Here is a 22,060-nt window from a genome sequence, read left to right as displayed (position 1 = left end):
CGTCAGCCCTTCGCATCATCGGCGTGCTTCTGCTCGCGAACGGGTTTCAGCATGCCGGGCGCGAAAAAGCCGATCGGGTCGATGCTCATCGCCTGCTGCTTGATCTCGCCCTGGATTTTTTCATAGTCGCGCTCCATCGCCTCCGTGACCGAAGCGCGGGTATCCTTCAGCGCAGCTTCGAAATCGGCCATGGTGACGAGATCGCTCGCGATCGATCGCTTGAGCGCGGCAAGCCCCGCCCGGCGCACCAGATCCTCCAGATCGGCGCCCGTAAAGCGGTCGCTGCGCTCGGCGAGCGTGTCGAGCGACACATCGTCGGCGAGCGGCATTTTGGCGGTATGGATCTCCAGAATGCGCCTCCGTCCCTCGGCATTCGGGACCGACACATAGATCAATTCGTCGAGCCGTCCCGGGCGGAGCAGCGCGGGATCGATCAGGTTCGGGCGGTTTGTCGCGCCGATGACGATGACCGATTGCATCTCTTCGATTCCGTCCATCTCGGCCAGGATCGTGTTGACGACGCGCTCGGTCACCTGCGGTTCGCCCGACGTTCCGCTGCCGCGCGCCGGCACCAGGCTGTCGAGTTCGTCGATGAAGATGATCGTCGGTGCGACGGCGCGGGCGCGTGCAAACAACCGCGCGATCTGCTGCTCACTCTCGCCATACCATTTGGACAGGAGGTCCGAGGATTTGATCGCAATGAAATTCGCGTCCGATTCGCGCGCTGCGGCTTTTGCCAGCAAGGTTTTCCCCGTACCAGGCGGGCCATAGAGCAGAAAGCCCTTCGCCGCACGGATACCCAACCGCCGGAACGCCTCGGGGTGTTTGAGCGGCAGTTCGATGCCCTCGATCATCTTGTCGCGCGCCGCGTCGAGTCCTCCGATGTCACTCCAGCGCGTTTTCGGCGCCTGCACCATCACCTCGCGCATCGCCGAGGGTTGGACGCGCTTCAGAGCATTCAGAAAGTCGTCGCGCGTCACGCGCAATTCCGCGAGCACTTCGGGCGGAATCGTCCCTTCCTCAAGGTTCAGCTTGGGCATGATCCGCCGCACGGCCTCGATCGCCGCCTCGCGTGTCAGCGCCGCCATGTCGGCACCGACGAAGCCGAACGTCGTGCGGGCAAGCTCGCCGAGATCGACATCCTCGCCCAGCGGCATGCCGCGGGTATGGATCGCGAGTATCTCGCGGCGCCCGCTCTCATCGGGCACACCGATCACGATCTCGCGGTCGAAGCGGCCAGGACGACGCAGCGCCTCGTCAATCGCGTCGGGGCGGTTTGTTGCCGCAATGACCACCAGATTGGTGCGCGGTTCGAGCCCGTCCATCAGCGTCAGAAGCTGCGCGACGATGCGCTTTTCGGCCTCGCCGGTTACCTGTCCGCGCTTCGGCGCGATCGAGTCGATCTCGTCGATGAAGACGATCGACGGCGCGGCCTTGGTCGCGGCCTCGAAAATCTCGCGCAGGCGCTTCTCGGACTCGCCATAGGCGCTGCCCATGATCTCCGGCCCGTTGATCAGGAAAAACTGTGCATCGCTTTCGTTCGCAACGGCGCGCGCAAGCCGCGTCTTGCCGGTTCCCGGCGGGCCGTGGAGCAGCACGCCGCGAGGCGGATCGACGCCGAGCCGCTGGAAAAGTTCGGGATAGCGCAGCGGCAGCTCGACCATCTCGCGCAGCTGATTGATCGTGTCACCAAGCCCGCCCAGATCGTCATAGGTAACGTCGGTGCGCCGCGCGTCCTGCGGCTCCTGATATTCCGAAAGCAGTTCGACTTCGGTGCTTTCATCGATGAACACGACGCCCTTCGGATTCGCCGAGACAACAAGCAGGCGCACCTCGGCGAGCGCATAGGCTGGCGCGTTGAGCATCTGGCGCAGTTGCGGCGGCATATCGCCTGCAGGAACGCGCTGTTGCCCGGCGGTCGCGACTGTGTCGCCGGCGACCAGCGGACGGCCGAAGAAACTGCGCTTGAGCGCATTGGCCGAGCCCTGCAGCCGCAGATTTTCCTGTGCTGGCGCGAAGACTACGCGCGTCGCGGGCCGCATCTCGACCCGGCTCAGGTGCACCATATCGCCCGCGCCGGCGCCCGCATTGGCGCGTTGCAGACCATCGAGGCGGATCACCTCGATCCCCTCATCCTCGGCGTACGGTGCGACCACACGCGCCGCGGTGTCGCGCTTGCCACTGATCTGGATGACATCGCCCTCGGTCACGCCGAGTTCGGCCATTGCGGTGCGCGGAATCCGGGCGATCCCCGCGCCGCTTTCTTCTGCGCGCAGAGTCGCCACCTGAAGCTTGACCTGCTTTTCTTTTACCGGTGCGTCGGCCAACGCCAATCTCCCACAAAGAGTTCAGAACGGCAGAGATAGGACGGCAGTTCCCGATTTGCGACCCCCGGACCGCCGACCAATCATGCCGCACTGCACAAAAGTCTGGCGCGGGATTGACACGCATGTCATCATCGCCATCGAGACAGATCATGCCACGCCTTCCTCCCCTCAGCAGTATGGAAGCCTTTCTGGAGGTTGCCCGTCATGGCACGGTGAAGGCCGCCGCGAGCGAGCTTGGCCTTTCGATGCCTGCCCTATCGCGCCGTATCCAGACGTTAGAACACGCGGTCGGTCGACCGCTGTTCGATCGGCATCACCATGGGCTGCGACTGACCGAGGCAGGGCGCGACCTGCAGGACCAGTTGTCGCCAATCCTCGACGAGCTGCGCAGCGTTATCGGCCAGGTCGGGAGTCCCGACGCGTCGGTAAGGCTGCACCTCAATGTGCTGCCGCTCTTTGCGCAGCAGCGCCTGTTCCCGCGTTTGCCGGAACTGCGCCGCGCGCATCCCGAATTGCACATCGACATCGACACGCTGTCGCACGGGGAAGCGCGGCTCGGCGAAGGCATCGACGCCGCGATCGCGCTTGCCCGCGCAATTGATCCGGCGCTTTATGCAGCCAGGCTCGATCAGGACAAAGTGTTCCCGATCGCGGCGCGGGGACTGACCGATGGCGAGCGCCCGATTGCGGTGCCTGAACAGCTGCAGCGCGCGACGATCCTGCTGCACCGCGAAATGCCTGAAACCTTCAACGAATGGCGCAATGCGATCGGCATGCCGTATCTCGAACCGATGGGGACCGATTTCTTCGATTCGGGACCGCTGATGCTAGAGGCTGCAGCACAGGGCATCGGCGTCGCTTTCATGCACGGTCATCATTTCGACGACGCGCAGGATCCGCGGCTGGTGCGCTTGTTCGATTTCGACGTCGACAGCCCTTACAGCTACTGGTTCGTCTGCCGCCCCCGCGCGCTGCGCCAGCCCGCGGTCAAGCTGTTCCACGACTGGCTGCTCGAAGCGAAGATCTAGGGTCAGGACGCTAGGTCGGCGGCGACAGGGCTTCGCCGCGCATCTGCGCAGCTATATCCCAAACCGCGATGAACATAGCCGCGATCACCGGCCCGATGACGATGCCGTGAAATCCGAACAATTGCAGCCCGCCCAGTGTCGTGATCAGCACGACATAATCGGGGATGCGCGTCTCGCGCCCCACCAGTATAGGGCGCAGCAGATTGTCGACCATGCCGATGACGAAGAGGCCGCAAAAGACGAGCACCGCTCCCTGCCAGATCGCCCCGCTGAAAAAGAGATAGAGCGCCATCGGCACCCAGACGAGCCCGGTTCCGACCGCCGGTATTAGCGATGCCGCGCCCATCAGCACGCCCCAGAGCAAAGGTGCCTCGACCCCCAGCATCCACAGCACCGTCCCGCCGATCATCCCCTGGATGATCGCGACAACGATGCTGCCCTTGATCGTCGCGCGCACCACCACAATGAACCGATCGACGAGCAGGCCAAGCTGGTCGGCGCGCAGCGGCACGGCGGCCGCAACACGGCGCTGCAGCGCATCGCCGTCGCGCAGCAGAAAGAAGGCGAGATAGAGCACGACGCTCAGCTTCACGAGCAGGCCGAAGATGCTCTGTCCGAACAGCAGCGCCTGCCCCAGCACCGCGCGCACGCCGTCGGCCGCGCCCGATCCGAAGACGTCGCGCGCGTCGGCGAGATTCTTGACTCCCAGATTGGCGAGCAGGGTCGTCGCCCAACCGGGTAATCCGGCAAACAAGGTCGTGAAAATGCGCGCAATGTCGATATCGCCCGACTGGATACGCAGATAGACCGTCGTCGCCTCTCCGACCAGCGCCACGCTCAGGATCGCCGCCGGCAGGATGACGATCCCGACGATCAGCAGCAGGGTCAGCAAGGCGGCGCTGTTCCGCCAGCCGGGCATGCGCGCGAGCAAGCGGCGATAGACCGGCGTGAACAGGATCGCCGCGATCACCGCCCAGAGGATGGCCGTCAGAAATGGCCACAGAACGAGCGCAAAAGCGGCCGAGATGGCGATCAGGATGACCAGAAAGGACCAACGCCCGTCCGTGCCCCGCCCTTCACCCTCGCTCGCCATGATCCATTACCCCTGCAGCAATTCCCCTTCTCTAGCGACGACGCAGTCGACCGCATAGGTGGCAATATATGGGACGCCGGATTGCACCGGTCCTCACATATGAGTTCAGGGAGAAATGGTGCTGCTGGAGAGGATTGAACTCTCGACCTCACCCTTACCAAGGGTGCGCTCTACCACTGAGCTACAGCAGCATCCGGGCCCATCGCGGCGTCACGCTCGCTGGGCAGGCGCGGCCTATGGCGGGGCGGCCCGCGCCTGTCAAGGTGCGAGGCTTGACCTTTTGCCGAATTCCCGGGCATGGACGCGGCAATGTCCAAGACGCCTTCCCCCGCCGATATCGAGCGCGAACGCCGCCTTGCGGAAGCGCTGCGCGCGAACCTGCGCAAGCGCAAGGCACAGACGCGCGAAGCCCGGACGCAAGTCGAAAAGTCCGACGACGCACTTAAAGACTGACCGTCACCGTTACCGCGTCGCCTTCCGCCAAGCCCTCTGCCTTGCGCACAGCCGCTTTGACCGGCAGCAGCCAGCCGCCGCTTTCCTTGTGCGAGAAGACCGAGGTGTTCCAACAGGTATCGCCAACGGTCGCGCGGACCTTTGCCGACCCGAATCCCTTGCGGCCGTCGAGCCACTGTCCGCCGATCGCTGCGAAGCGGATCCCGTCTGCCGCCTCACCCGCGATGGTCAGGAAAAACCAGGCTGCGGGCGCGGTCGCCGACTGCCAGCGCCAGAGCGGCGTTGTGACGGTGAAATCTTCCACGCGCGCCTATTTCGCCGCGATGGGCCGGATCGGCACGGGGATATTGCAGATATCGGCGCCGCCCGCTGGGCGGATGAAGAAGGGATCACGCCGGTTCGCGCGGGCGTCGGCATAGTTAGTGAAGGCATCGCTGTCGGTCGACAGATATTCGAAGCGCGGCTGGTCCGCCGCCGGCAAGTCGCTGGCAAGCCTGATCGAGCGGATCCCGACGCGCTCGGCTTCATCCTCGTAAAAACCCAGCGGTCCAGTGCCACGCGGCAGGCTGGACAGATATTCGATCCCGCTGATCACGCGGCCGACGAGCGCGATATTGCGGTCGAGGTGGCGCGGCGCGTGGCCGATGACGGCATAAAGCTCGGCGCCCGAACCGGTATCGGGCGACATGTTACGGCCGACGCCCACCATGCCATAGCAATGGATGGGCCATTCGCTCTGATGATCATAGGCGACAGGCCAGCCTGCGACAAAACCGGTGAATTCTGCGTAGGCATCGCCGCGCGGTCGGTGCGGGGACGGCGCCAAGGCCGGACTACGGGTTTCATGAGCCACCAAAATATGGGGCGGTACCGAATATTCACTCTCCGGTACCGTTACCAAACCCTCGGGCAAAGGCTTCTTCTCGGTCGCGTCCCCCCACTGCGCGACATAATTATCCTGCACTCGGTTGACGCTGGTGCCGTCCCACCAGTGAGCGGCGGCGAGCTTGCGGATATTGCCGATCCAGCCCTGGCTGAACGGCGCGGGCATCAGCTGGATGACCACGCGGCGCGCCTTGCCCTTGGCGTCGGGCGCAAGGTCCATCACGAGCAGATCCGACGTCGGGATCGCAACCCAGTCCTTCGCGGGCGCCGCGGCCGCAATCTCGCCCGGCGACGGCACCTCAGTCGCTTCCTGGGCTTGAACGGGAATGGCGAGCGATGCCGCAGCCGCGGCGAGCAAAAGATATTTCATGCCGCCTGTCTGCCATGGCCATGCGACTTGCGAAAGCCCCGCCAAGCGATTAGGGCGCGCCTTCCAGTGCAAGATGCGGAGCGGTGGCCGAGTGGTCGAAGGCGCTCGCCTGGAAAGTGAGTATACGTCAAAAGCGTATCGAGGGTTCGAATCCCTCCCGCTCCGCCAAGTTCTAATCCCACTCTCTCCCGAACCGTCCCCAAGACCCCAGCTTAGCTGCGGGTTTGAAGGGCGCTTCGTATCCCTGTGCGTCCCACATCGTCCAGTCCGACATTTTTGCCAATGTGGGACTAAATCTTATGATTCAAGGGATGAAAAGCACTTCGAACGGGCTCCCGAAGCCCAAGGGCAAACAGCGCCGGGTCAGCCTTGGCGACGGACTCGTCCGGCTCGATCGGCCGGGAGGCACAAGCAGCTGGGTGTGCCGGGTCCAGAAGGACGGTGTGCGCCGAGACTTCGGCCTTGGCAGCTGCCAGAAAGTCAGTCTCGCGCAGGCGCGCGAACTGGCGCAGGAAATCCGGGAACAGGTCGAGATAGGGATCGACCCGCATTTCGAGCGGCGCAAGCGGCAGGCAGTGCCCACCTTCATTGAAGCCGCCGCCAAGACTTACGAAATCCACTCGAAGACATGGCGCAACGGCAAGCATCATGCGCAGTGGACGCGGACGCTCGAACTCTATGCCTTTCCGCATATCGGCAAATTCAAGGTCGATCAGATCAGCGGCCCGATGATCCGCGACCTGCTCGCGGAAATATGGCTCGCAAAGCCCGAGACGGCGCGCCGCGTCCGTCAGCGCGTCGGCGCCGTCCTCGATTGGGCTTACGCGTCGGGTTATCGCGAAACCGATGCACCGATGCGGGCGATCACGAAAGGCCTGCCCCGCCAGCCGCGCCGGGACAATCATTTCGCGGCCATGCCCTATGAGGATGTGCCCGCCTTTGTGCAGCGCCTGCGCGAGCGGGAATCGTTCAGCCGCCTCGCCCTCGAATTTGCGATCTTCACGGCGGCACGGTCGGGCGAGGTTCGCGGGGCGACGTGGGACGAGTTCGATCTGGAAAAGGGTCTTTGGAAGCTCTCCAAGGATCGCATGAAGGCATATCGGGAGCATGTGGTTCCCCTCACCCGCCGCCCGCTGCGCATCGTCGAGCGGTGCGCGCGGTTGCGGGTCAAGGGGTGTGACCTTGTCTTTCCCGGCATGCGGCGCAATCGGCCGCTGTCCGATCAGACGCTGACCAAGCTGCTCAAGGAAATGGGCGAGCCATACACGGCGCATGGATTCCGCTCATCCTTCCGTGATTGGGTAAGCGAGGAAACGAACCACCCAAGTGATGTTGCCGAAGCCGCCCTCGCCCATACTGTCGCGAACAAGGTCGAGGCTGCCTATCGGCGCGGCAACCTTCTCGAAAAGCGCCGCCTGATGATGGAGGATTGGGCGAACTATTGCGACGGGAGGAAGCGGTGAGCAGCTACACCCGCGCGCGGCGCCACCTGCTCCGTCAATATGAGCGCGCCGTGGATCGGATCGACGAGCACGACCGCGCCATCTTTCTCGGCCACCGGGTCGAGGAGCTGAGCTATCGCCAGCTTGCCGAGCGCCATGGCGTCAGCGTTGCCGAAGTCGAGGACGCGATGATCCGCAGTTTGCGGGTCATCGCACAATCGGTCGACAGAAAGAACCGTAGGTGGTGGCAATTCTGGAGGCGATAAGGCCGCCTAGACCTTGCCAAGCAGCCGCCGCGCCGACAGGGTGCCGCCAGCGATGAAAACCGACCTCGACCATCTTCCCGCCAACAAACAGCGCGAGCTTGAACGCGTGAAGGCAATCGTCTTCGAAGAGTTTGAAGACGCCATCGCGCTCGGCACGATGGGGTGGAAGAAGAAGGGCCGGATCGACAAGATCATCCTCTACGGCAGCTACGCGCGCGGCGGTTGGGTTGATGAACCGCACACCGCGAAGGGCTATCGCTCGGACTTCGACCTTCTCATCATCGTCAATGACAAACGCCTGACCGAGAAGGTCGATTTCTGGAGCAAGCTCGAAGATCGGCTCATTCGTGAACTCGCGATCGACAAGACGCTCAAGACGCCAGTCAACTTCATCGTTCACACGCTACAGGAGGTGAACGACGGGCTCGCGCACGGCCGCTATTTCTTCATGGACGTCGAGCGCGACGGGATCGCGCTCTACGAATATGACGAGAAGCCTTTGCACACTCCCAAACCGAAAACGCCCGAACAGGCGCTCGCAATGGCGCGGGAATATTTCGACGAATGGTATCCGAGCGCCGGCGAGTTCTTCGACAATTATCGGTTCAACAAGGACCAAGGCCGTGACAACAATGCGGCCTTTCAGCTGCATCAATCCACCGAGCGGCTTTACCACTGCGTCTTGCTAGTCTGCACGTTCTATACGCCGCACGTTCACAATCTCGCCTTCCTGCGCACGCAGGCTGAGCGCATCGACATGCGCTTGGTCGATGCGTGGCCACGTGAGCGCCGCGAGGATCGGGCGCGGTTCGAGAAGTTGAAAGAGGCCTATGTAAAGGCCCGTTATTCGAAGCACTACCGCATCACCGAAGAGGAGCTGACTTGGCTCGGCAGCTGCGTCGAGGAGCTCGGCCGCGCGGTCCACGCGATCTGCTCGGAGCGGATCGCGCAGCTCGAAGCAACCGCGTCAACTCGCTCCTGACCATCCGATGCCATACGAAAAGCGCGCGGCTGCGCGCCATCTCGCGCGCGACGTATGGCATTTTTGCGCAGTGCCATACGCGCAAAGCCGCTGAAAACCGACCATACCGGGCCCGAAGCTGGCACGGCTTTTATCTTGCCCTCTTATTTTGGCACCGTGTGACTTTGCACCGTTCTACAGGCAGACTGAGATTCTAGAAGTTGGGTCGATTGCTGACCGCTTAAATCTGCCGCGCGTAGTCGCCGACAGTGGCAGCGTCGAAGGGCAACTCGATCATTCGTTCGCCTTCCTCGACTTCGTGAATAGGATTCCCAAAAAAGTTTCCGAGGCCCGTCTTCCCTTGGCGATATACTTTCTTATTCCCTGGAACCTTTTTTTGCATAGTGCTGCGGACAGTGCACATTGCGGGCTGAAGATGCTCAACCTTTCCACGGCCACGGACTAATTCTAGCGTTCCCAGATCCTCGCCGGTTTCCGGATCGACTACGTTTTGACCAATACCGTAAATCAGATATGTCTGACCGATTTTTACGCCGTCGTTCGAGCCGACGTTCAGCACAACGCGGCGGTCATCTATGACGGAAGCAACTCGTATTGCCTTAGGAGCGGGAATTGCGTCCGCGTTCTCCGCCGATTGCTCTGTCATCGTGACCAACCCTTCATTGTTCCCGGCTTTATAACAAAGTGCGCTTTGTCGATGGCGCGCAATGCTTCGGTTAGTTGCTGGCGCTCTACCTCGTCTTCAAAGACGTCGAGCACTTGAATTTGGACCAAGCCATTCTGTTGGATGTTTATCACCTCCGCGGGCCCAACGATACGCTCGTAGTCTCCGTCGCTTCGATAAATTGAAACTGCTGCTCCCATGCCGAGCCAATCTTCTGGCTTGCAAAGGAGGATCAAATCTTGGTGAATGACCCTCGCAACCTCCGGAAATTTGAACCTGTTTGTCCTCACTTCAAAGACAAGCCAGACCAAGAACCCTATCGCGGCTGCGTAAATACAGTGGATGAACACCTCGCGAGCATACGCCTTCCGAAACTCTTCACCACCTACAGCGAGTAGGAAGCCACCGATCGCCATCGTCGCAAGGCCCGATCCAAGCAGCGGTTTGCCAAAATGAGTGTATGGGTTGTGCTTCAACTCGGTTCCCCTCAGCGGAAGGTTTGGATCAATCATTCCATACAATCAATCTGCCAATCATCCATTTCTCGCCCTGCTGCGGCCGTGCCTGCACTGGGCCTCGAAATCATGCTCACCCGTTTCCTTCTTCAACTGCACCAGATAGGCCTCGTCGTGCCGTGACGGCTGCAGGATGCGCCCAGTCTTAAACAGCGCCTTTTGACCGCCCGCGACGATGGGATAGACCTGATCCTTGGGATTGATGGCGGGGAGGATCAGCGTTTGCCAGCCGCCCGTCTCGATGAGCTGTCCAAGCAAGTCCTCGGCGTGCAGGCGATGAGCGACGACGATGATCTTGCCCTTCTTGTGGTCGTCGAAGCGGGTGTGCACTGTCGAATTAAACCACTCGATGCAAGTCCCGCGTGCCGTCGGCGAGTGCGCCTCATTAACCTTCAGCGGATCGTCGATTATGATGATGGCGGCGCCGCGCTCGGTGAGCGTCGCATCGATCCACGTCGCAAAACGATAGCCACCAGCGGTCGAACCGATCTCGGTCAGGCTCTGCTTCTTGGGGTCGAGGATCGTGCCGAGGAATAAGCGAGATTCCCGGATTTGATCGTAGAAAAGGATAGTCTGGGTAAGAAATGTCGTGTGGCAATTGGCGGCGCAAATCGGGATAATTAAACGCGGCGCGGTGGCTGCCCTCTCTTTCTCCCCGCCATCCCGCTACCCCACGCTCAAACCGGTGACTGCGATGCCCGTCCTGCTCTCATACCCGCCGCCATCGTCGCCTCTGGTGATCGAGCCGATCAGCATGCGAATTCCTGACGCCTGCCGATTTACCGGCATCAGCCGTAGCACCCTTTATCTGCTGATAGCGCGGGGAGACGTGGAGATCGTCAAAATGGGCGCTGCTACGCTGGTGTTGACCGAAAGCCTGCGCGAGCTCATCGAGAGGCAGCGCGGCAGTCAGCTTAGCCGGTGGGCGATACCGATTGCGGACAGGTCGGAGGGAAAGAGCAAGGAGTCCAAGCCTACAAATCGAGCAGGAAGCAGCGAGAGCCGCCCCCCGAGAGCCCAACGCAGCTCGATGCCTCTATTTGAGGAAAGGTAGCTCATTTTTCCGGCTCACAAGCGCCGGGAGCATCGCGATTGCGTCCAAATTGAGCAATTCGGGTAGACGCCTCGGATTATTGCTAGCGGCGATGTAAATCGGCCCAGCGAGCGTTGCGGCTGATGCAACATGTCTGGGGCTCTCGCGTCATGCCGCGAGCGCCGAGAATGTCGGGCAGTTCCAGATCAATCAGCAGCGGACACGCCACAGGCGCGAGGCGACCAAAATGCCGCCTCACAAATTAAGGTCCACTATGGGTCAATCCGGCTTTGGCATATTGCCAGCGCAACAGCTGCTGGCATATTCGATCAAAAGGGGGAAATATGGCGTCTGTCCGAAGAAAATGCTTCATCTCTTACCATCACGCCGATCAGGCGGCGGTGAATCAATTCGTCCGTGACTTCGATCATTCGCACGATTGTTTCATAGCGCGGGGTCTCGGCGAGGAGATGCCCGGCGATGTCATCGACAGCACTAACACCGATTATGTCATGGCGAAAATCCGCGAGCGCTTTCTGGCAGATTCGACCGTAACAATCGTACTTATGGGGAAGTGCACCTGGGCGCGCCGCTATGTGGACTGGGAGCTTCAATCCTCTCTCCGTAGTGGTTCAAGCGCGACGCCGAATGGTCTTCTCGGGATCAAGTTACCGGGTTTCACCAGCTTCCCCCAACGCTTTCTGGCGAATCTCTCGTCCGATTGGCCCGCAAAGGACTGCTACGCCCGGCATATGGACTACCCCGCCACCACGGCAGCGCTTACCGACGCGGTCGAGGCAGCGTATCAGCGCAGGACCTCCCACGCCCATCTGATCGTTAATCCGCGCGAACGCATGTCCTATAATCGTCAATGTTGATCGCCAGCGACTGTGAAATCCAGCGTGCAAAAAATTTTCGCCGTGCCCGCTCCAGGAGATGAATCTTGATCCGCTATCCCACGCGCTCGGACATGCTGCGCATAGCAGCGACCAAGAGCGCCACCGAACAGGCGTCTTTGCGCAAAAGCGCCGAAAGTCGTTCTCCATCGGGCGCAACATTTCTTTCGCATAGCAGCAAGGACCAGGATCTGCTTCCCGCGGCTATCACCCTTCTCGAAAATCATGGCGCGACGGTGTATGTCGATAAGAAGGATCCTGCGTTGCCTCCTTATACATCGCGTGCCACCGCCGCGGGTCTCAAGAACAGGATCCAGCAATCGAGAAAGTTCGTGCTGCTCGCGTCGCAGAATAGCAAGGACAGTCGATGGGTCCCTTGGGAACTGGGGTTGGCCGACGGGTACAAGGGAATGGGCCGGGTCGCGATTTTACCGACGGTTGAAGATCAGAGCGAAAAAAGCTGGGCTCAATGGGAATATCTCGGCCTTTACGACCGGATCGTATGGGGAGACCACCAGCAATATTCCGAAAAGATATGGATGGTTCTCGACGAGGAGGACAACACAGCGACCGAGTTGCGTGCCTGGCTTCGAGCCTGAAAGCTCGGAAATCCAGTCTTCAGGTGCGCGCTCCTTCCAAGCGCAGCAGTCCCTTTAATACCAAGGCGACTGCCTCATCTACGTGAGGCGTCCGCGCGAGCGTTCGGTTGTCGGTCTCGTCGAGACCGTTTGAAAGTGTGCCTGTGTCGGCCCCTGCAAAATCGCCGCGCCGCTCCCAGTCGCGAGCAGGAATCGCGGGCTGTTCACAAAGTCCCATGGTTGATGCAATATCCGCGGCACAGCCGCCAAATCCGCCTAGCACAAATAACGGCCGCCCTGCTTCGATCGCAAGAAGGGCTTCTTCGGCAAGGCCCGGCATGGCACCCTTATATCCGGAAATTTGTCCCCCAACGATAATTCGGGCGTGCGCCTCTGCATTCATGCGATGCCGCATTGCGGTGAGTCCCGTCGACCATTCTTCCAGGCTCGGCTGGCGCGCATCGAGCTTCGCACGCTCCGCGGCAGCCAAGCTTTCGCCGTAATTGTCGAGCAGTTCGAGTGTAGCGAAGCTGTCCAAGTCGCGGCGTAGGTCGCGCAATTCTGCGTACGGCTTCAGGATATGAACAGGCCAAGCAAGATAGCTTACAACGGGTGTCCGCTTGTCGCCCTCGTCGGCGTCGCGGCGATGCCGCGAAACTAGTTCGAAGAGAATTTCGGTAAAGCCTCCGGCACGCAGGTCCCCGCCGTACGCAACGCGGGCACCGAGCGCGAGCACATGTCGTGCCAGCTCCGCCATGGCATCCTGAAGGTGCGCAGCGCCCATGCCGAGCGCACCGAGATCAGCGCTGTCCGATACGGATATCGCCACGGTCTTTGTCGAAAGCGCTTCGCTATAAGCCATCACGCATTCTCCGCCAGCCACTCATTCATCGTACGGAGTATAACGTTGGGCGACACCGATGCGAAGAGCCTCTGCTCTTCGCGGCTCAACGGCGGGTCGGGATAGAGGATCGTTTGACCGCCTGTCGCCTCTGCACCGGACAGTCCGGCTAGCGAGATCAACTCGGGTGGTCGCGGAACCGGGCGAATTTTCGAATCGGCGATCCCCGACACTTTCAACCGGCATTTCCAGAGATAATCTTTCAATACCTCGTCCAAAATTCTTCCGACCAAGACGGCGAAGCGATCCATCCGGTCCGGGTTCATCCGAACGATCGGAACATTGGCCATATAGGGGAATCCTCGCTCATCGCGATCACCCAGACAATTGGCCACGATCAGGGGCACGTTGTGGAGCTTCGCTTCGATAATCTCGCGGCGACACCATTCGCGCGACGAATAGCTATCGGTATGGATGGCGACAACGGCCGATTGACGAACGCGATGCTCGAGCACGGCATCGAAGTTCAGCCCCGCGGGAATATCGTACACGTCGAAGAAGCTGTCGATGCCGCGGCCCTGATGAAGATAGTCGCGCAATGCGCGGGCGATGGTTTCCCCTTTACCGGCATGCTTGGAGTGACTGATGAATATGCGGACTGGTTCAAGATACTGGTCGAGCTCGGTAATGGGGTCGGACGGACGCTCGAGGTGGGCCAGATAATAGCGCAGCATCCGACAAATCTCGAGCGTCAACTCGGAGATTAGCCTAGCGTACATATCCTGCCCAGTTTCGGACCAGCTGTCGACCCGCACTGCCTGCTCTGTCGTAAGGCCGAGCCCCTCGCGGGTCATAGCCACCGGTATGAGACGAAAAGCCAGGCCGGCGGCGGCCGCTTGCCCGGCGATTGTCGCGACGTAGGCCCGCCAGGACTCATCAGCAGCCATCGCATCGTCGGCGAGCAAGATGACCGCCGTCGCCTCCGCACCGTCCGCCTCAACGGGGATGGGTACATTTTCTCCTTGCGGCGCCTCCCAGCGGAACAGCAGGCTAATGCCTGCGCCGCCCGTGACGCTTCCGAAAAGGTCGCGGCGAAAATGGGCACGCAATATTTCGGCCAGCTCGGCGCCGCCCGTGAATGCAGGGTGCCAAGCGACGTAGAGAGCAAGCGGGGGGCGCGTCGAGAGGCTGTTCATCAGCCATTCCTCACCCGCCGCGCACGGCTATTGTCGATGAGGCCACAATCTCGGGTGCGGGCTTCTTCGATCAGCTTCTTGCAGTTGGTGATGTTCGCCGTCAGATTCGCCCAACTCGCCCAGACAGCATAGCCGCTGTTGTAATTGTCGAGAAAACGTCCAGGCACGATGACCTTATTGTCCACCGAGCGCGCCGCGGTTGGGAGATACACCCCTAGCAAGGCATGATTCTTGTCGAGCGTCGCCTTGATTTCCCAGTCGACATATTTGCGGAGCGCTGTTTCGGCTCCGATCAGGACGATGGTGCACGACGTGCCCGTTATATGATTCTCCCGGATCCGCCGCATGACGTAATCGACGTCATCGCTGTCGATTTCCCGCTCAAGCGAGTTGTCGGTTATCGCTTCATAAGTATCGTGAAAAGCCTTTGAGAAAGCGTCATAATAGGCTTGGTCGCCTTTATGGTGATAGCTCACGAAAATCTTCCGCCTTGGCCCAGGAACAGAACCCAAGATGCTAGCCATAGCCCCTCCAAATTTCCGGCCCGCCGTGCTTTTCGAACATCCTCGGATACGCTGTCGAACCAGTTCCCAATGGCAAGTTTCACGATAAGCGAGACGAACTCAAGCAAAAGGAAGGGATGAAGAGTACATAATTGGTCCGCATCGGTTTCAACGGTCGAATTCTCTGGCGAACCACAAAATTTTCTCATGCGCGAAGTTCATCTCGCGTCCGGGTATGAAGCAAATATCGAAAGGCCTTACCTATGCCTTGCCTTATCTGTGGCGATCCCAAGACAGTCAAATCGCACCTCACCCCGCGTGCCTTCGTTCATGACATTCGCGGCAATGATACGCGAGCTTATGAGGGAAGCATCGGCTATGAGGGAACGCGCTATACGCAGGCGGGCACGTTCGACCGCACAATCCTCTGCCAACTTCACGAAGATCATCTGAAAGATTGCGATGATTATGCGGTCAATTGGGTCCGCGATGTCCAGGCCGATGCTCAAATCTCACCATGCGGCGACTTCCTCACCGTCGCCAACCCTCGCCCCGATCTCCTCGCAAAGTTCGTATACTCGCATGTCTGGCGCCACGCCGTCTCGCCCCGGAACAGCGCCTTCGATATGGATATGGGGCCATGGGAATGGCAGCTACGACAGAAGATATTCGCCGAGGGGCGCTATGATCCGACTTTTGTCATCATCCGCCAGCGATGGATGAGTCAGGGCATCGAACTCAAAGAGATGATCATCGCGCCCTACAAGGTCGAGAAGCGCCTCTGGGAATTCGGCCTCGGTGGGCTCCGCTGGTTCCTGAAACTCAACGATCGCAGGGCGGACAAGCCGCTCGATCGTATCAAAGCGAATAGCAAGAGTCCGCTGCGCATTCCCATCCTCGAAGACACCGAGTTCACGAAACGTCCGGGTATCATCGACATCGGCGTCAATATGTTTCGCGAGACCTACCGGCGCGAGATGGAGGGCGGATAGACTTGCCGCCACTCCTTCAAAGGTTCACGTTTCATTCTAGACCCCGCGCCGTGCTTCGAACAGCCGCGAATATCCGCCGGCAAGCCCGCCCACATAATCTGAGCGGGACAGGAGGATCTCCCCGAATGGGATCGCCTCACTGAACACCTCCCGCGCGGCGATCCGTTTCGCTATGCGTTCGGCCGCGTCGAGACACCTCGTCCCCTTTAGAGCCGAGGATGGCGCCTATGACATTTCGCGCGCCCCGGATGAAATCCGATCCGGCGCCGACGACCGCCTAGGAAGCCTGGCCTTGGCTGGCGCGAGGATGATAGACAGAGATCAAGCGCATTTTTGCCCACATGTTCAACACGGTGGCCCTGCGATGATGGCAAGCAATGTAGCCCATCCGGACTTGGCCGCCTACTCCCAGGGAGGCGCTTCTCCGTCATACGCTGCTGCCTCGCTTGCCGAATCGAGCTCAACTTCTGCTGGCGACCTATATGAGTTTGAAAGCGCGCTTCGACGTCTCCGCAAAGCATCCATCCGATTGGCGGCTTTCCGGCCTTCCGCGGTTCCCCGTCCCATATGATAGCGGTATGTGCCAAGTGCGCTGAGGAGAGCGTCGATCGCCTGCCGACGTTCATTATCGTTCGCAGCCACGCGGAGGTTTGCGTATCCTATCCTGACCCGTTCATTCACCGAACGCGGCGCGGTGACGCGACTACCATCAATCGGCACGCCCGTGACTACCACCGGTCGATTGCCCATCTTGAACCGGATTTTGTGCGTCTGAAACCCAGCCTTGCGCATGATCGCGCGAACCTGGTCGATCAAGTCGCCGCCGACCTCGCGGCCCGAAATGGTGAGATCGTCAACCCACAGGGACATATGGAGATCACGCTCGGCGCACAGACCCGAAATCGCGTCGAACATAGGTCGGTGAACGAGAGCAGTCAGCACGGGACTGATCGGCGAGCCGAATGGCATCTTCCCATCGACAGCAACCAAATGGACGAGCATCCCAGCGACATCGGGTCGCAAGCCGGCTTCATGATGTGCCCAACGGAAGATATGTTCGCCCGTCGTGGATGGATAGAATTGGCGAATGTCGAGCGTGAGAAACTGCGTCTGACCAACATGATGTGCGGCGTTATCACGCTGAGCCTTGCCCTTTCGCGGGCTAAAAAGATAATCGGGCTGGCGGATCTTGTTGAGATGGAACTTCAACCGCTCGTGGAGGCCACGAAGACGCCCATAAGGAACCGCGAGGTTCCGCTTCTTGCCTGCGATTACCTCGGCGCGGCGACCAATCCATTTGTCTTTGTCGCGGATTAATGCCTCGAGCTGATCCTTGGTATAACCGAGCAGTGTGGCAAGCTCTTTTTGGGTCAGTTTTTGGACCCACGGCGAATCCTCGAACGCGTAGCGTTCGTAACGAGATACTTTACGCCGTTTCACGTTCGGCGGGCTTCAGCTTCTCAAGGAGCTTGAGCACTTTGTCGGCCACGATCAATTGCCCGCGGCGCGCAATCGGCTGGCCCTCGATTTCTTCGGCAAAGAAGAGAAGTTGCGACATGCGCACCCCTACCGCCGCGCTATAAGCCTCAAGAAGGTCCATAGTGACATTCTTACGGCCGCCTTCGATATCCGAGATGAGCGATTGCGCGACTTCGAGCCTGTTTGCCATCTCCGTCTGCGAATAACCGCAATAGAGACGCAAGAGGCGAAGCGCGTCGTTGAGGCTCTTGCGCTTCGTCATGGTGCGGCTGTCCCGAGGTCACCAACTAATCCATGTGAAGAAGATACTTCACGAAAGAAACAACCTGCCCGATCGCGATGACAACCTTCATCAGAAGGAGCCAACGCGAAGGAGGACGAGGCGGTCGGTGCCGCTGCGTGCGAGGATGACGGCTCATTGATTGCTCTCCTATCGGCCAGACCGGCGACAAATTGCCGGCCCCCGTAGGCACTGTTGAGAGCACTGTTCCGGAGCGTTTGTACCTCGGGCTTGCCGCGCCCGGTCCCGGGCGGGCGCGGCGCACCGCCCCCGGCCGAGACGCAGGTGGTAGTCGGGAAGACAATCTCCCCACAGGGCTTTTCGCCCCAGCTTCTGACGGGTTCAGTATGAGCTACCATCGCCCCTCCTTCATATACGACCAGGAAAGAATGGCAAGATGGAATATCGCTCGAAGTGATAATCTATCTTTTCGAGCCCGCTTGTCGGCCTACACTTTCCACTACAGACGGGACGGTGGGCCGACCGCTGTCGACTAAAGCGAATCCAGGTCGAAGCCGCCGGGACGCGGCGCAATCCCGACCCAAACTATTCCGCCGCTCCATCACTTGCCGGTCCGCCCTCGTTCGCGATCTAAGTTCGATGATATGTCGTAGCTTCGAAAAGGATCGACAAGAATCGGATAAAATGGCATAGAGGTTCTACGGACTGAGTCATGAATTCAGGCGCACGGGGAGCACCGTGTGGGACCCGAATTACGCGGCAAGTATTTGAAAATATATATCAAATACATGCGGTTAGGTTCTTGAAACCTCCCGCTCCGCCAACATCTCAATGCGAATCAATGAGATCGGCCTCGTGGGGCCAGAAAACCCCCAGCTTACGCGCCGTTTTGCCGTTGGCGCCTAAACCCAAGAGACTGCCAGACACGCCAAAATCAGTCTCTGATCGGCTTTCGTCTCTTTTCACCTAAACCTTGGCGCGGAAGGTATAGGCCTCGGAAATGACGCATTTCTGGGCTTTTCTGCCTTGCCGTCATCTATACCGTTTCCGTGCAAACCCGGCAGCGGATGTGGTGTGAGAATCCGGGGTATATGCGTTTCACTGTGATAACCGGTTCCATTGGTTGCCTGTTCAAGGGGCGTTCCGCTGTGAAGGATCGCGGCTGAAGGTGGGCGCTGCGGCTGGTATGCCCTCAACGGCCCGCTGCGCCCGGGCGGCTGCAGCCCACCAATCCAACTGGGCAAGTGTGCGTCCAAAATACCCTTGCCAGGCCTCAGCATCGATGCCCTCGGCAAAATCGCCAATTTCGGTCAGGATATCCTGTGCTTGCGGCAGGTGGATCATTGCCGAAACCGGCAGACAACCCAGCTCCGACAGGAAGGTGCGCATGTTCACCGCTGCACGGGCGCCGCCCCACTGTCCGGCCGAATAGGTCACGATGGCGCTGGGCTTGTAGGAAAAGAGCGAGCTGCCAAAGTGGTTCAGCAGATGCGCCAATGCCGGGCTCATGGAGTGGTTGTACTCGGGGCTGACCATCACATAGCCATCTGCCGCTTCGATCTTCGCAGCCAAAGCGTCCAGAGCCTCCGGAGCTGCGCTCTTCGCATAGGCAAAGTGGGGCTTGAACGCGGCCGGAAGTTCGATCGACAATGGATCGATTAATTCAACGGCATGACCCATTTCCTGCAGATGCTTCTCGCATTGCCAGGCAACTCGCAGGCCAAGCCTGGCTGGGCGCGGAGGCGTGCTGTCACGAACTGACCCGAGGAACACCAGAAATTTCTGCACGGATAATAGTCCCCTTGATTTAATGTCTCGGTTATCAGCTTGTGAATCGTCGCTGACAGACCATCGGCGCGGGCCTATTGTTACACTATTAACAGGAGAAACGCCGGTGTCCCGTCTTCACCCACATCCGGAAAGCCATCTGGTCGCCCGCATTGGCTGGCTTCGTGCGGCCGTTCTCGGGGCCAATGACGGCATCGTCTCGACCGCCAGCCTCATCGTCGGCGTGGCTGCGGCATCGGCTGCCACCTCTGAAGTGCTTGTGGCCGGGGTCGCCGGTCTTGTCGCTGGCGCCATGTCGATGGCCGCGGGCGAGTATGTCTCAGTCAGCTCGCAGTCCGATACGGAGCAGGCGGACCTCGCGCGTGAACGGGCTGAGCTTGCCAGCCAGCCGGAATTCGAACGAGAGGAGCTGACGCGCATCTATATGGATCGCGGCGTCGATGCAGAGCTGGCGCGCCAAGTCGCTGACCAGTTGATGGCAAAAGATGCGCTCACGGCCCATGCACGCGATGAACTTGGGATTTCGGAAGTCACTGCGGCGAGACCGATACAGGCTGCCCTGACTTCGGCCGCTACCTTCGCCGTCGGTGCTGCGCTGCCTCTCTCCATGGTAGTGCTTCTGCCTAACACACTGCTGGTCGCCGGTGTTTCGATCGCCTCGCTGATTTTCCTGGCTCTGTTGGGAGCGATTGGCGCGCGGGCGGGAGGCGCGAACATAGTTCGGGCGACTGTCCGTGTGACGTTCTGGGGGGCGCTCGCCATGGCCCTGACTGCGGGCATCGGATCGATATTCGGGACGGTCGTGTGATCAGTGGCCTTGACCAAGGACAATGCATTGCTCTTGGCCCTGCATATAGCCTGAAAGCCGAATGTGAGGCTCGCAATGAATTCAACTGATATTCGCCAGCGTTTTAACTCCCTGTCGATCGCTCTTCACTGGGTCATGGTCCTGCTGATTTCCGCTGTGTATGCGACGATCCTTTTGCGGGAGATCTATCCCAAGGGAACCGACATCCGCGAAGGTCTTAAGGCTTGGCATTTCATGCTAGGGCTGACTGTCCTCGCCTTGGTTATCATCCGCCTGATAGCGCGCCTCAGCAGCCGTAGGCCGCCTATCTCGCCGGAACCGCCAGCCTGGCAGTCGCTGCTCGCCAGCGCGACGCATTTTGCGCTCTACGCATTCATGTTGGCGATGCCTGTCGCCGGCTGGGTGATACTCAGCGCCTCAGGCAAGACGATCCCCTTCTTTGGCTTGGAACTTCCCGCTCTAGTCGGTCAGAGTAAGGCGCTGGCAGGGCAGGTAAAGGAGTTACATGAGACGGTTGGGACGATCGGATACTTCCTGATTGGCATCCATGCTCTGGCGGCGCTCTTCCATCATTATGTCGTCAAGGACGATACCTTGCGCCGGATGTTGCCGGGCCGGCGCTGATGGCCACCAGCAAATCACGAGTGTGAGAAAGGCCAAGGGCAGAATGACAACGCTTCACGTCAGGTCCCTTTAAAATGAGAATTCGCCTGATTTTCAAGGAAATTGTGCCTTTTTACTTCAGGCTGGTGGTGCTTGCGGCTGTCACCCTGTTCATCGACCTCATTCTCCACCTCACAGATCTGGTCTGGATTGGCCGCTACCTCGGCATCCCCGGCGTGATCCTGATACTGCTGTCGTTCGGCCATTCCTTGCGCAAGCGGGGCTTGATCAAGAGTGATAACCCGATCCGCCTGCTACGATTACACGAATGGCTGGCCTGGATCGGCTCCACGCTTGTCCTTGTCCACGCAGGCATTCACTTCAATGCCGTCCTTGCCTGGCTCGCTGTTGCGGCGATGGGCGTGAACATAATCAGTGGTCTGACTGGCAAGTATCTCATGTCGCGCTCCCAGCGCTGGATGAAGCAGGCCAAAGCCGATTTACGAGAGGCAGGTTTCGCTGAACCTGAAATTGAGCAGCGTTTGTTTTGGGACAGCCTGGCCGCCGGCCTGGTGCGCAAATGGCGGACCATTCACCTGCCGATTGCGCGCGCGTTCGCTGTGCTTGCCACTGCCCACATCCTCTCAACCTTCCTGTTCTGGGGGTGGAAGTGAAACGCTCAGTCTGGATCGGGAGTTCGCTGATACTGGCGGTAATCATCTACCTCAGCTTCACCCGGCCACATGAAATGGTCAGCCCTGGCAACCTGATCCCGGCGCATGCGGGGCTGGAGAGCAATTGCTTTGCGTGCCACGCGCCGTTTCAGGGGGCCTCGGCCGACCGCTGCACCACCTGTCACGCCGTAGCGGACATTGGCTTGCGCACCACCAAGGGTGTGGCCATCCCGCAATCGGAGCGGCGCCCAGCGTTCCATCAGGCGCTGACCGAACCCAACTGTGTCCGCCGTCAGCGCCAATGGCACAGATTTGAGGTTGTGATTTAAGGAGGATTTGGGCTTCGTCGTAGTGACGAAGGAACGAAGATGAAGCCCAAATCCTCCTTGAAAAAATCGGCGCC

At 60.0% G+C, this 22,060-nt stretch carries 27 protein-coding genes and 2 tRNA genes; 14 read left to right on the top strand and 15 right to left on the bottom strand.

Features of this window, described 5'->3' with window-relative positions:
- Positions 1–2: 2 nt before the first annotated feature.
- Positions 3–2,333: a CDC48 family AAA ATPase gene (locus L0963_RS13575; protein WP_440514060.1), complete on the bottom strand. Its 2,331-nt coding sequence runs from the start codon at positions 2,331–2,333 to the stop codon at positions 3–5.
- A 143-nt stretch (positions 2,334–2,476) separates the two neighbouring features.
- On the opposite strand from L0963_RS13575, the gene L0963_RS13570 reads away from it, so the two are divergent.
- On the top strand, positions 2,477–3,355 hold the full coding sequence (locus L0963_RS13570) for a LysR substrate-binding domain-containing protein (RefSeq protein WP_040590058.1): 879 nt from the start codon (positions 2,477–2,479) through the stop codon (positions 3,353–3,355).
- Between the two features lie 10 nt (positions 3,356–3,365).
- Here the strand turns inward: L0963_RS13570 and L0963_RS13565 are convergent, their stop codons facing one another.
- Both L0963_RS13565 and L0963_RS13560 read right to left on the bottom strand, forming a co-directional pair.
- Entirely contained in the window at positions 3,366–4,448 is a 1,083-nt protein-coding gene (locus tag L0963_RS13565) for an AI-2E family transporter (protein WP_003044853.1), read from the bottom strand.
- A 116-nt stretch (positions 4,449–4,564) separates the two neighbouring features.
- Positions 4,565–4,639, bottom strand: a tRNA-Thr gene (locus L0963_RS13560).
- A gap of 118 nt (positions 4,640–4,757) precedes the next feature.
- Here L0963_RS13560 and L0963_RS13555 point away from each other — a divergent pair.
- Positions 4,758–4,901, top strand: coding sequence for a hypothetical protein (locus L0963_RS13555; protein ID WP_234180027.1), 144 nt, complete (start codon positions 4,758–4,760; stop codon positions 4,899–4,901).
- Here L0963_RS13555 and L0963_RS13550 read toward each other — a convergent pair.
- Complete coding sequence (locus L0963_RS13550; RefSeq protein WP_234180025.1) at positions 4,891–5,205, bottom strand: DUF1905 domain-containing protein; 315 nt, start codon at positions 5,203–5,205, stop codon at positions 4,891–4,893. The two genes, L0963_RS13555 and L0963_RS13550, sit on opposite strands and share 11 nt — an antisense overlap.
- A gap of 6 nt (positions 5,206–5,211) precedes the next feature.
- Positions 5,212–6,156: a peptidylprolyl isomerase gene (locus tag L0963_RS13545; protein ID WP_062766421.1), complete on the bottom strand. Its 945-nt coding sequence runs from the start codon at positions 6,154–6,156 to the stop codon at positions 5,212–5,214.
- Positions 6,157–6,233: 77 nt separating this feature from the next.
- On the opposite strand from L0963_RS13545, the gene L0963_RS13540 reads away from it, so the two are divergent.
- The 4 genes from L0963_RS13540 (at position 6,234) to L0963_RS13525 (ending at position 8,846) form a co-directional block, all read left to right on the top strand.
- A tRNA-Ser gene (locus L0963_RS13540) sits at positions 6,234–6,324 on the top strand.
- Between the two features lie 143 nt (positions 6,325–6,467).
- Complete coding sequence (locus L0963_RS13535) at positions 6,468–7,619, top strand: tyrosine-type recombinase/integrase (RefSeq protein ID WP_234180023.1); 1,152 nt, start codon at positions 6,468–6,470, stop codon at positions 7,617–7,619.
- Positions 7,616–7,864 (top strand): sigma-70 region 4 domain-containing protein, encoded by a 249-nt coding sequence (locus L0963_RS13530; protein WP_234180021.1) that lies wholly within the window; start codon positions 7,616–7,618, stop codon positions 7,862–7,864. The genes L0963_RS13535 and L0963_RS13530 overlap by 4 nt, the downstream gene beginning before the upstream one ends.
- A gap of 52 nt (positions 7,865–7,916) precedes the next feature.
- On the top strand, positions 7,917–8,846 hold the full coding sequence (locus L0963_RS13525) for a HEPN domain-containing protein (RefSeq protein ID WP_234180019.1): 930 nt from the start codon (positions 7,917–7,919) through the stop codon (positions 8,844–8,846).
- A 220-nt stretch (positions 8,847–9,066) separates the two neighbouring features.
- On the opposite strand, the gene L0963_RS13520 is transcribed toward L0963_RS13525, so the two are convergent.
- Genes L0963_RS13520 through L0963_RS13510 form a run of 3 tightly spaced genes read right to left on the bottom strand, consistent with a single transcriptional unit; the run spans position 9,067 to position 10,355 of the window.
- A complete protein-coding gene (locus L0963_RS13520) occupies positions 9,067–9,492 on the bottom strand; it encodes a hypothetical protein (protein WP_234180017.1) in 426 nt (141 codons plus the stop codon).
- A complete protein-coding gene (locus L0963_RS13515; protein ID WP_234180015.1) occupies positions 9,489–10,022 on the bottom strand; it encodes a hypothetical protein in 534 nt (177 codons plus the stop codon). The genes L0963_RS13520 and L0963_RS13515 overlap by 4 nt, the downstream gene beginning before the upstream one ends.
- A 21-nt stretch (positions 10,023–10,043) precedes the next feature.
- Positions 10,044–10,355 carry a hypothetical protein gene (locus tag L0963_RS13510; protein ID WP_234180012.1) on the bottom strand — a complete coding sequence of 104 codons (312 nt, stop codon included), beginning with the start codon at positions 10,353–10,355 and terminating at the stop codon, positions 10,044–10,046.
- Positions 10,356–10,400: 45 nt separating this feature from the next.
- Between L0963_RS13510 and L0963_RS13505 the strand changes: the two genes are divergently transcribed.
- From L0963_RS13505 to L0963_RS13490, 4 genes are all read left to right on the top strand, one after another.
- Positions 10,401–10,562: a hypothetical protein gene (locus L0963_RS13505; protein WP_234180011.1), complete on the top strand. Its 162-nt coding sequence runs from the start codon at positions 10,401–10,403 to the stop codon at positions 10,560–10,562.
- A gap of 157 nt (positions 10,563–10,719) precedes the next feature.
- Positions 10,720–11,079: a helix-turn-helix domain-containing protein gene (locus L0963_RS19835; RefSeq protein WP_326490194.1), complete on the top strand. Its 360-nt coding sequence runs from the start codon at positions 10,720–10,722 to the stop codon at positions 11,077–11,079.
- A 323-nt stretch (positions 11,080–11,402) separates the two neighbouring features.
- Complete coding sequence (locus tag L0963_RS13495; RefSeq protein WP_234180009.1) at positions 11,403–11,936, top strand: TIR domain-containing protein; 534 nt, start codon at positions 11,403–11,405, stop codon at positions 11,934–11,936.
- 65 nt (positions 11,937–12,001) lie between these two features.
- On the top strand, positions 12,002–12,553 hold the full coding sequence (locus L0963_RS13490) for a toll/interleukin-1 receptor domain-containing protein (RefSeq protein WP_234180007.1): 552 nt from the start codon (positions 12,002–12,004) through the stop codon (positions 12,551–12,553).
- Between the two features lie 19 nt (positions 12,554–12,572).
- Here the strand turns inward: L0963_RS13490 and L0963_RS13485 are convergent, their stop codons facing one another.
- Genes L0963_RS13485 through L0963_RS13475 form a run of 3 tightly spaced genes read right to left on the bottom strand, consistent with a single transcriptional unit; the run spans position 12,573 to position 15,045 of the window.
- Positions 12,573–13,394: a hypothetical protein gene (locus L0963_RS13485; protein ID WP_234180006.1), complete on the bottom strand. Its 822-nt coding sequence runs from the start codon at positions 13,392–13,394 to the stop codon at positions 12,573–12,575.
- Positions 13,394–14,569 (bottom strand): toll/interleukin-1 receptor domain-containing protein, encoded by a 1,176-nt coding sequence (locus tag L0963_RS13480; protein ID WP_234180004.1) that lies wholly within the window; start codon positions 14,567–14,569, stop codon positions 13,394–13,396. The genes L0963_RS13485 and L0963_RS13480 overlap by 1 nt, the downstream gene beginning before the upstream one ends.
- Positions 14,569–15,045 carry a TIR domain-containing protein gene (locus tag L0963_RS13475; protein ID WP_234180002.1) on the bottom strand — a complete coding sequence of 159 codons (477 nt, stop codon included), beginning with the start codon at positions 15,043–15,045 and terminating at the stop codon, positions 14,569–14,571. Before L0963_RS13475 ends, L0963_RS13480 begins: the two co-directional genes overlap by 1 nt.
- Before the next feature lie 290 nt (positions 15,046–15,335).
- On the opposite strand from L0963_RS13475, the gene L0963_RS13470 reads away from it, so the two are divergent.
- Positions 15,336–16,064, top strand: a complete 729-nt coding sequence (locus L0963_RS13470; protein WP_234180000.1) for a hypothetical protein — start codon at positions 15,336–15,338, stop codon at positions 16,062–16,064.
- Between the two features lie 402 nt (positions 16,065–16,466).
- Here the strand turns inward: L0963_RS13470 and L0963_RS13465 are convergent, their stop codons facing one another.
- The 3 genes from L0963_RS13465 to L0963_RS13455 all read right to left on the bottom strand — a co-directional run bounded on the left by L0963_RS13465 (position 16,467) and on the right by L0963_RS13455 (position 19,572).
- Positions 16,467–17,504: a reverse transcriptase family protein gene (locus L0963_RS13465; RefSeq protein WP_234179999.1), complete on the bottom strand. Its 1,038-nt coding sequence runs from the start codon at positions 17,502–17,504 to the stop codon at positions 16,467–16,469.
- Positions 17,491–17,805 carry a helix-turn-helix domain-containing protein gene (locus L0963_RS13460; RefSeq protein ID WP_234179997.1) on the bottom strand — a complete coding sequence of 105 codons (315 nt, stop codon included), beginning with the start codon at positions 17,803–17,805 and terminating at the stop codon, positions 17,491–17,493. Before L0963_RS13460 ends, L0963_RS13465 begins: the two co-directional genes overlap by 14 nt.
- A gap of 1,110 nt (positions 17,806–18,915) precedes the next feature.
- Positions 18,916–19,572 carry an NADPH-dependent FMN reductase gene (locus L0963_RS13455; protein WP_234179995.1) on the bottom strand — a complete coding sequence of 219 codons (657 nt, stop codon included), beginning with the start codon at positions 19,570–19,572 and terminating at the stop codon, positions 18,916–18,918.
- Between the two features lie 106 nt (positions 19,573–19,678).
- Here L0963_RS13455 and L0963_RS13450 point away from each other — a divergent pair, with 106 nt between their 5' ends.
- From L0963_RS13450 to L0963_RS13440, 3 genes are all read left to right on the top strand, one after another.
- Entirely contained in the window at positions 19,679–20,380 is a 702-nt protein-coding gene (locus L0963_RS13450) for a VIT1/CCC1 transporter family protein (RefSeq protein WP_234179993.1), read from the top strand.
- Positions 20,381–20,455: 75 nt separating this feature from the next.
- The gene (locus L0963_RS13445; protein WP_234179991.1) at positions 20,456–21,004 is read left to right on the top strand and encodes a cytochrome b; all 549 of its coding nucleotides are present in this window, start codon (positions 20,456–20,458) and stop codon (positions 21,002–21,004) included.
- A 74-nt stretch (positions 21,005–21,078) separates the two neighbouring features.
- Complete coding sequence (locus L0963_RS13440; protein ID WP_234179989.1) at positions 21,079–21,657, top strand: hypothetical protein; 579 nt, start codon at positions 21,079–21,081, stop codon at positions 21,655–21,657.
- Positions 21,658–21,662: 5 nt separating this feature from the next.
- Here L0963_RS13440 and L0963_RS13435 read toward each other — a convergent pair.
- Positions 21,663–22,060 (bottom strand): hypothetical protein (locus tag L0963_RS13435; protein ID WP_234179987.1); only part of this gene is annotated, 398 nt, incomplete at its 5' end.

Origin of the sequence: Sphingopyxis sp. NFH-91, from assembly GCF_021401285.1 — a bacterium.
Lineage (GTDB): Bacteria > Pseudomonadota > Alphaproteobacteria > Sphingomonadales > Sphingomonadaceae > Sphingopyxis > Sphingopyxis terrae_A.
This window is presented reverse-complemented; position numbering and strand designations above follow the sequence as displayed.

Coding starts and splice junctions, on each gene's coding strand:
- L0963_RS13495 (WP_234180009.1), top strand. CDS start 11,403: ATGGCGTCTGTCCGAAGAAAATGCTTCATCTCTTACCATCACGCCGAT.
- L0963_RS13535 (WP_234180023.1), top strand. CDS start 6,468: ATGAAAAGCACTTCGAACGGGCTCCCGAAGCCCAAGGGCAAACAGCGC.
- L0963_RS13440 (WP_234179989.1), top strand. CDS start 21,079: ATGAGAATTCGCCTGATTTTCAAGGAAATTGTGCCTTTTTACTTCAGG.
- L0963_RS19835 (WP_326490194.1), top strand. CDS start 10,720: ATGCCCGTCCTGCTCTCATACCCGCCGCCATCGTCGCCTCTGGTGATC.
- L0963_RS13555 (WP_234180027.1), top strand. CDS start 4,758: ATGTCCAAGACGCCTTCCCCCGCCGATATCGAGCGCGAACGCCGCCTT.
- L0963_RS13460 (WP_234179997.1), bottom strand. CDS start 17,805: ATGACGAAGCGCAAGAGCCTCAACGACGCGCTTCGCCTCTTGCGTCTC.
- L0963_RS13520 (WP_234180017.1), bottom strand. CDS start 9,492: ATGACAGAGCAATCGGCGGAGAACGCGGACGCAATTCCCGCTCCTAAG.
- L0963_RS13485 (WP_234180006.1), bottom strand. CDS start 13,394: ATGGCTTATAGCGAAGCGCTTTCGACAAAGACCGTGGCGATATCCGTA.
- L0963_RS13570 (WP_040590058.1), top strand. CDS start 2,477: ATGCCACGCCTTCCTCCCCTCAGCAGTATGGAAGCCTTTCTGGAGGTT.
- L0963_RS13565 (WP_003044853.1), bottom strand. CDS start 4,448: ATGGCGAGCGAGGGTGAAGGGCGGGGCACGGACGGGCGTTGGTCCTTT.
- L0963_RS13525 (WP_234180019.1), top strand. CDS start 7,917: ATGAAAACCGACCTCGACCATCTTCCCGCCAACAAACAGCGCGAGCTT.
- L0963_RS13445 (WP_234179991.1), top strand. CDS start 20,456: ATGAATTCAACTGATATTCGCCAGCGTTTTAACTCCCTGTCGATCGCT.
- L0963_RS13515 (WP_234180015.1), bottom strand. CDS start 10,022: ATGATTGATCCAAACCTTCCGCTGAGGGGAACCGAGTTGAAGCACAAC.
- L0963_RS13545 (WP_062766421.1), bottom strand. CDS start 6,156: ATGAAATATCTTTTGCTCGCCGCGGCTGCGGCATCGCTCGCCATTCCC.
- L0963_RS13480 (WP_234180004.1), bottom strand. CDS start 14,569: ATGAACAGCCTCTCGACGCGCCCCCCGCTTGCTCTCTACGTCGCTTGG.
- L0963_RS13470 (WP_234180000.1), top strand. CDS start 15,336: ATGCCTTGCCTTATCTGTGGCGATCCCAAGACAGTCAAATCGCACCTC.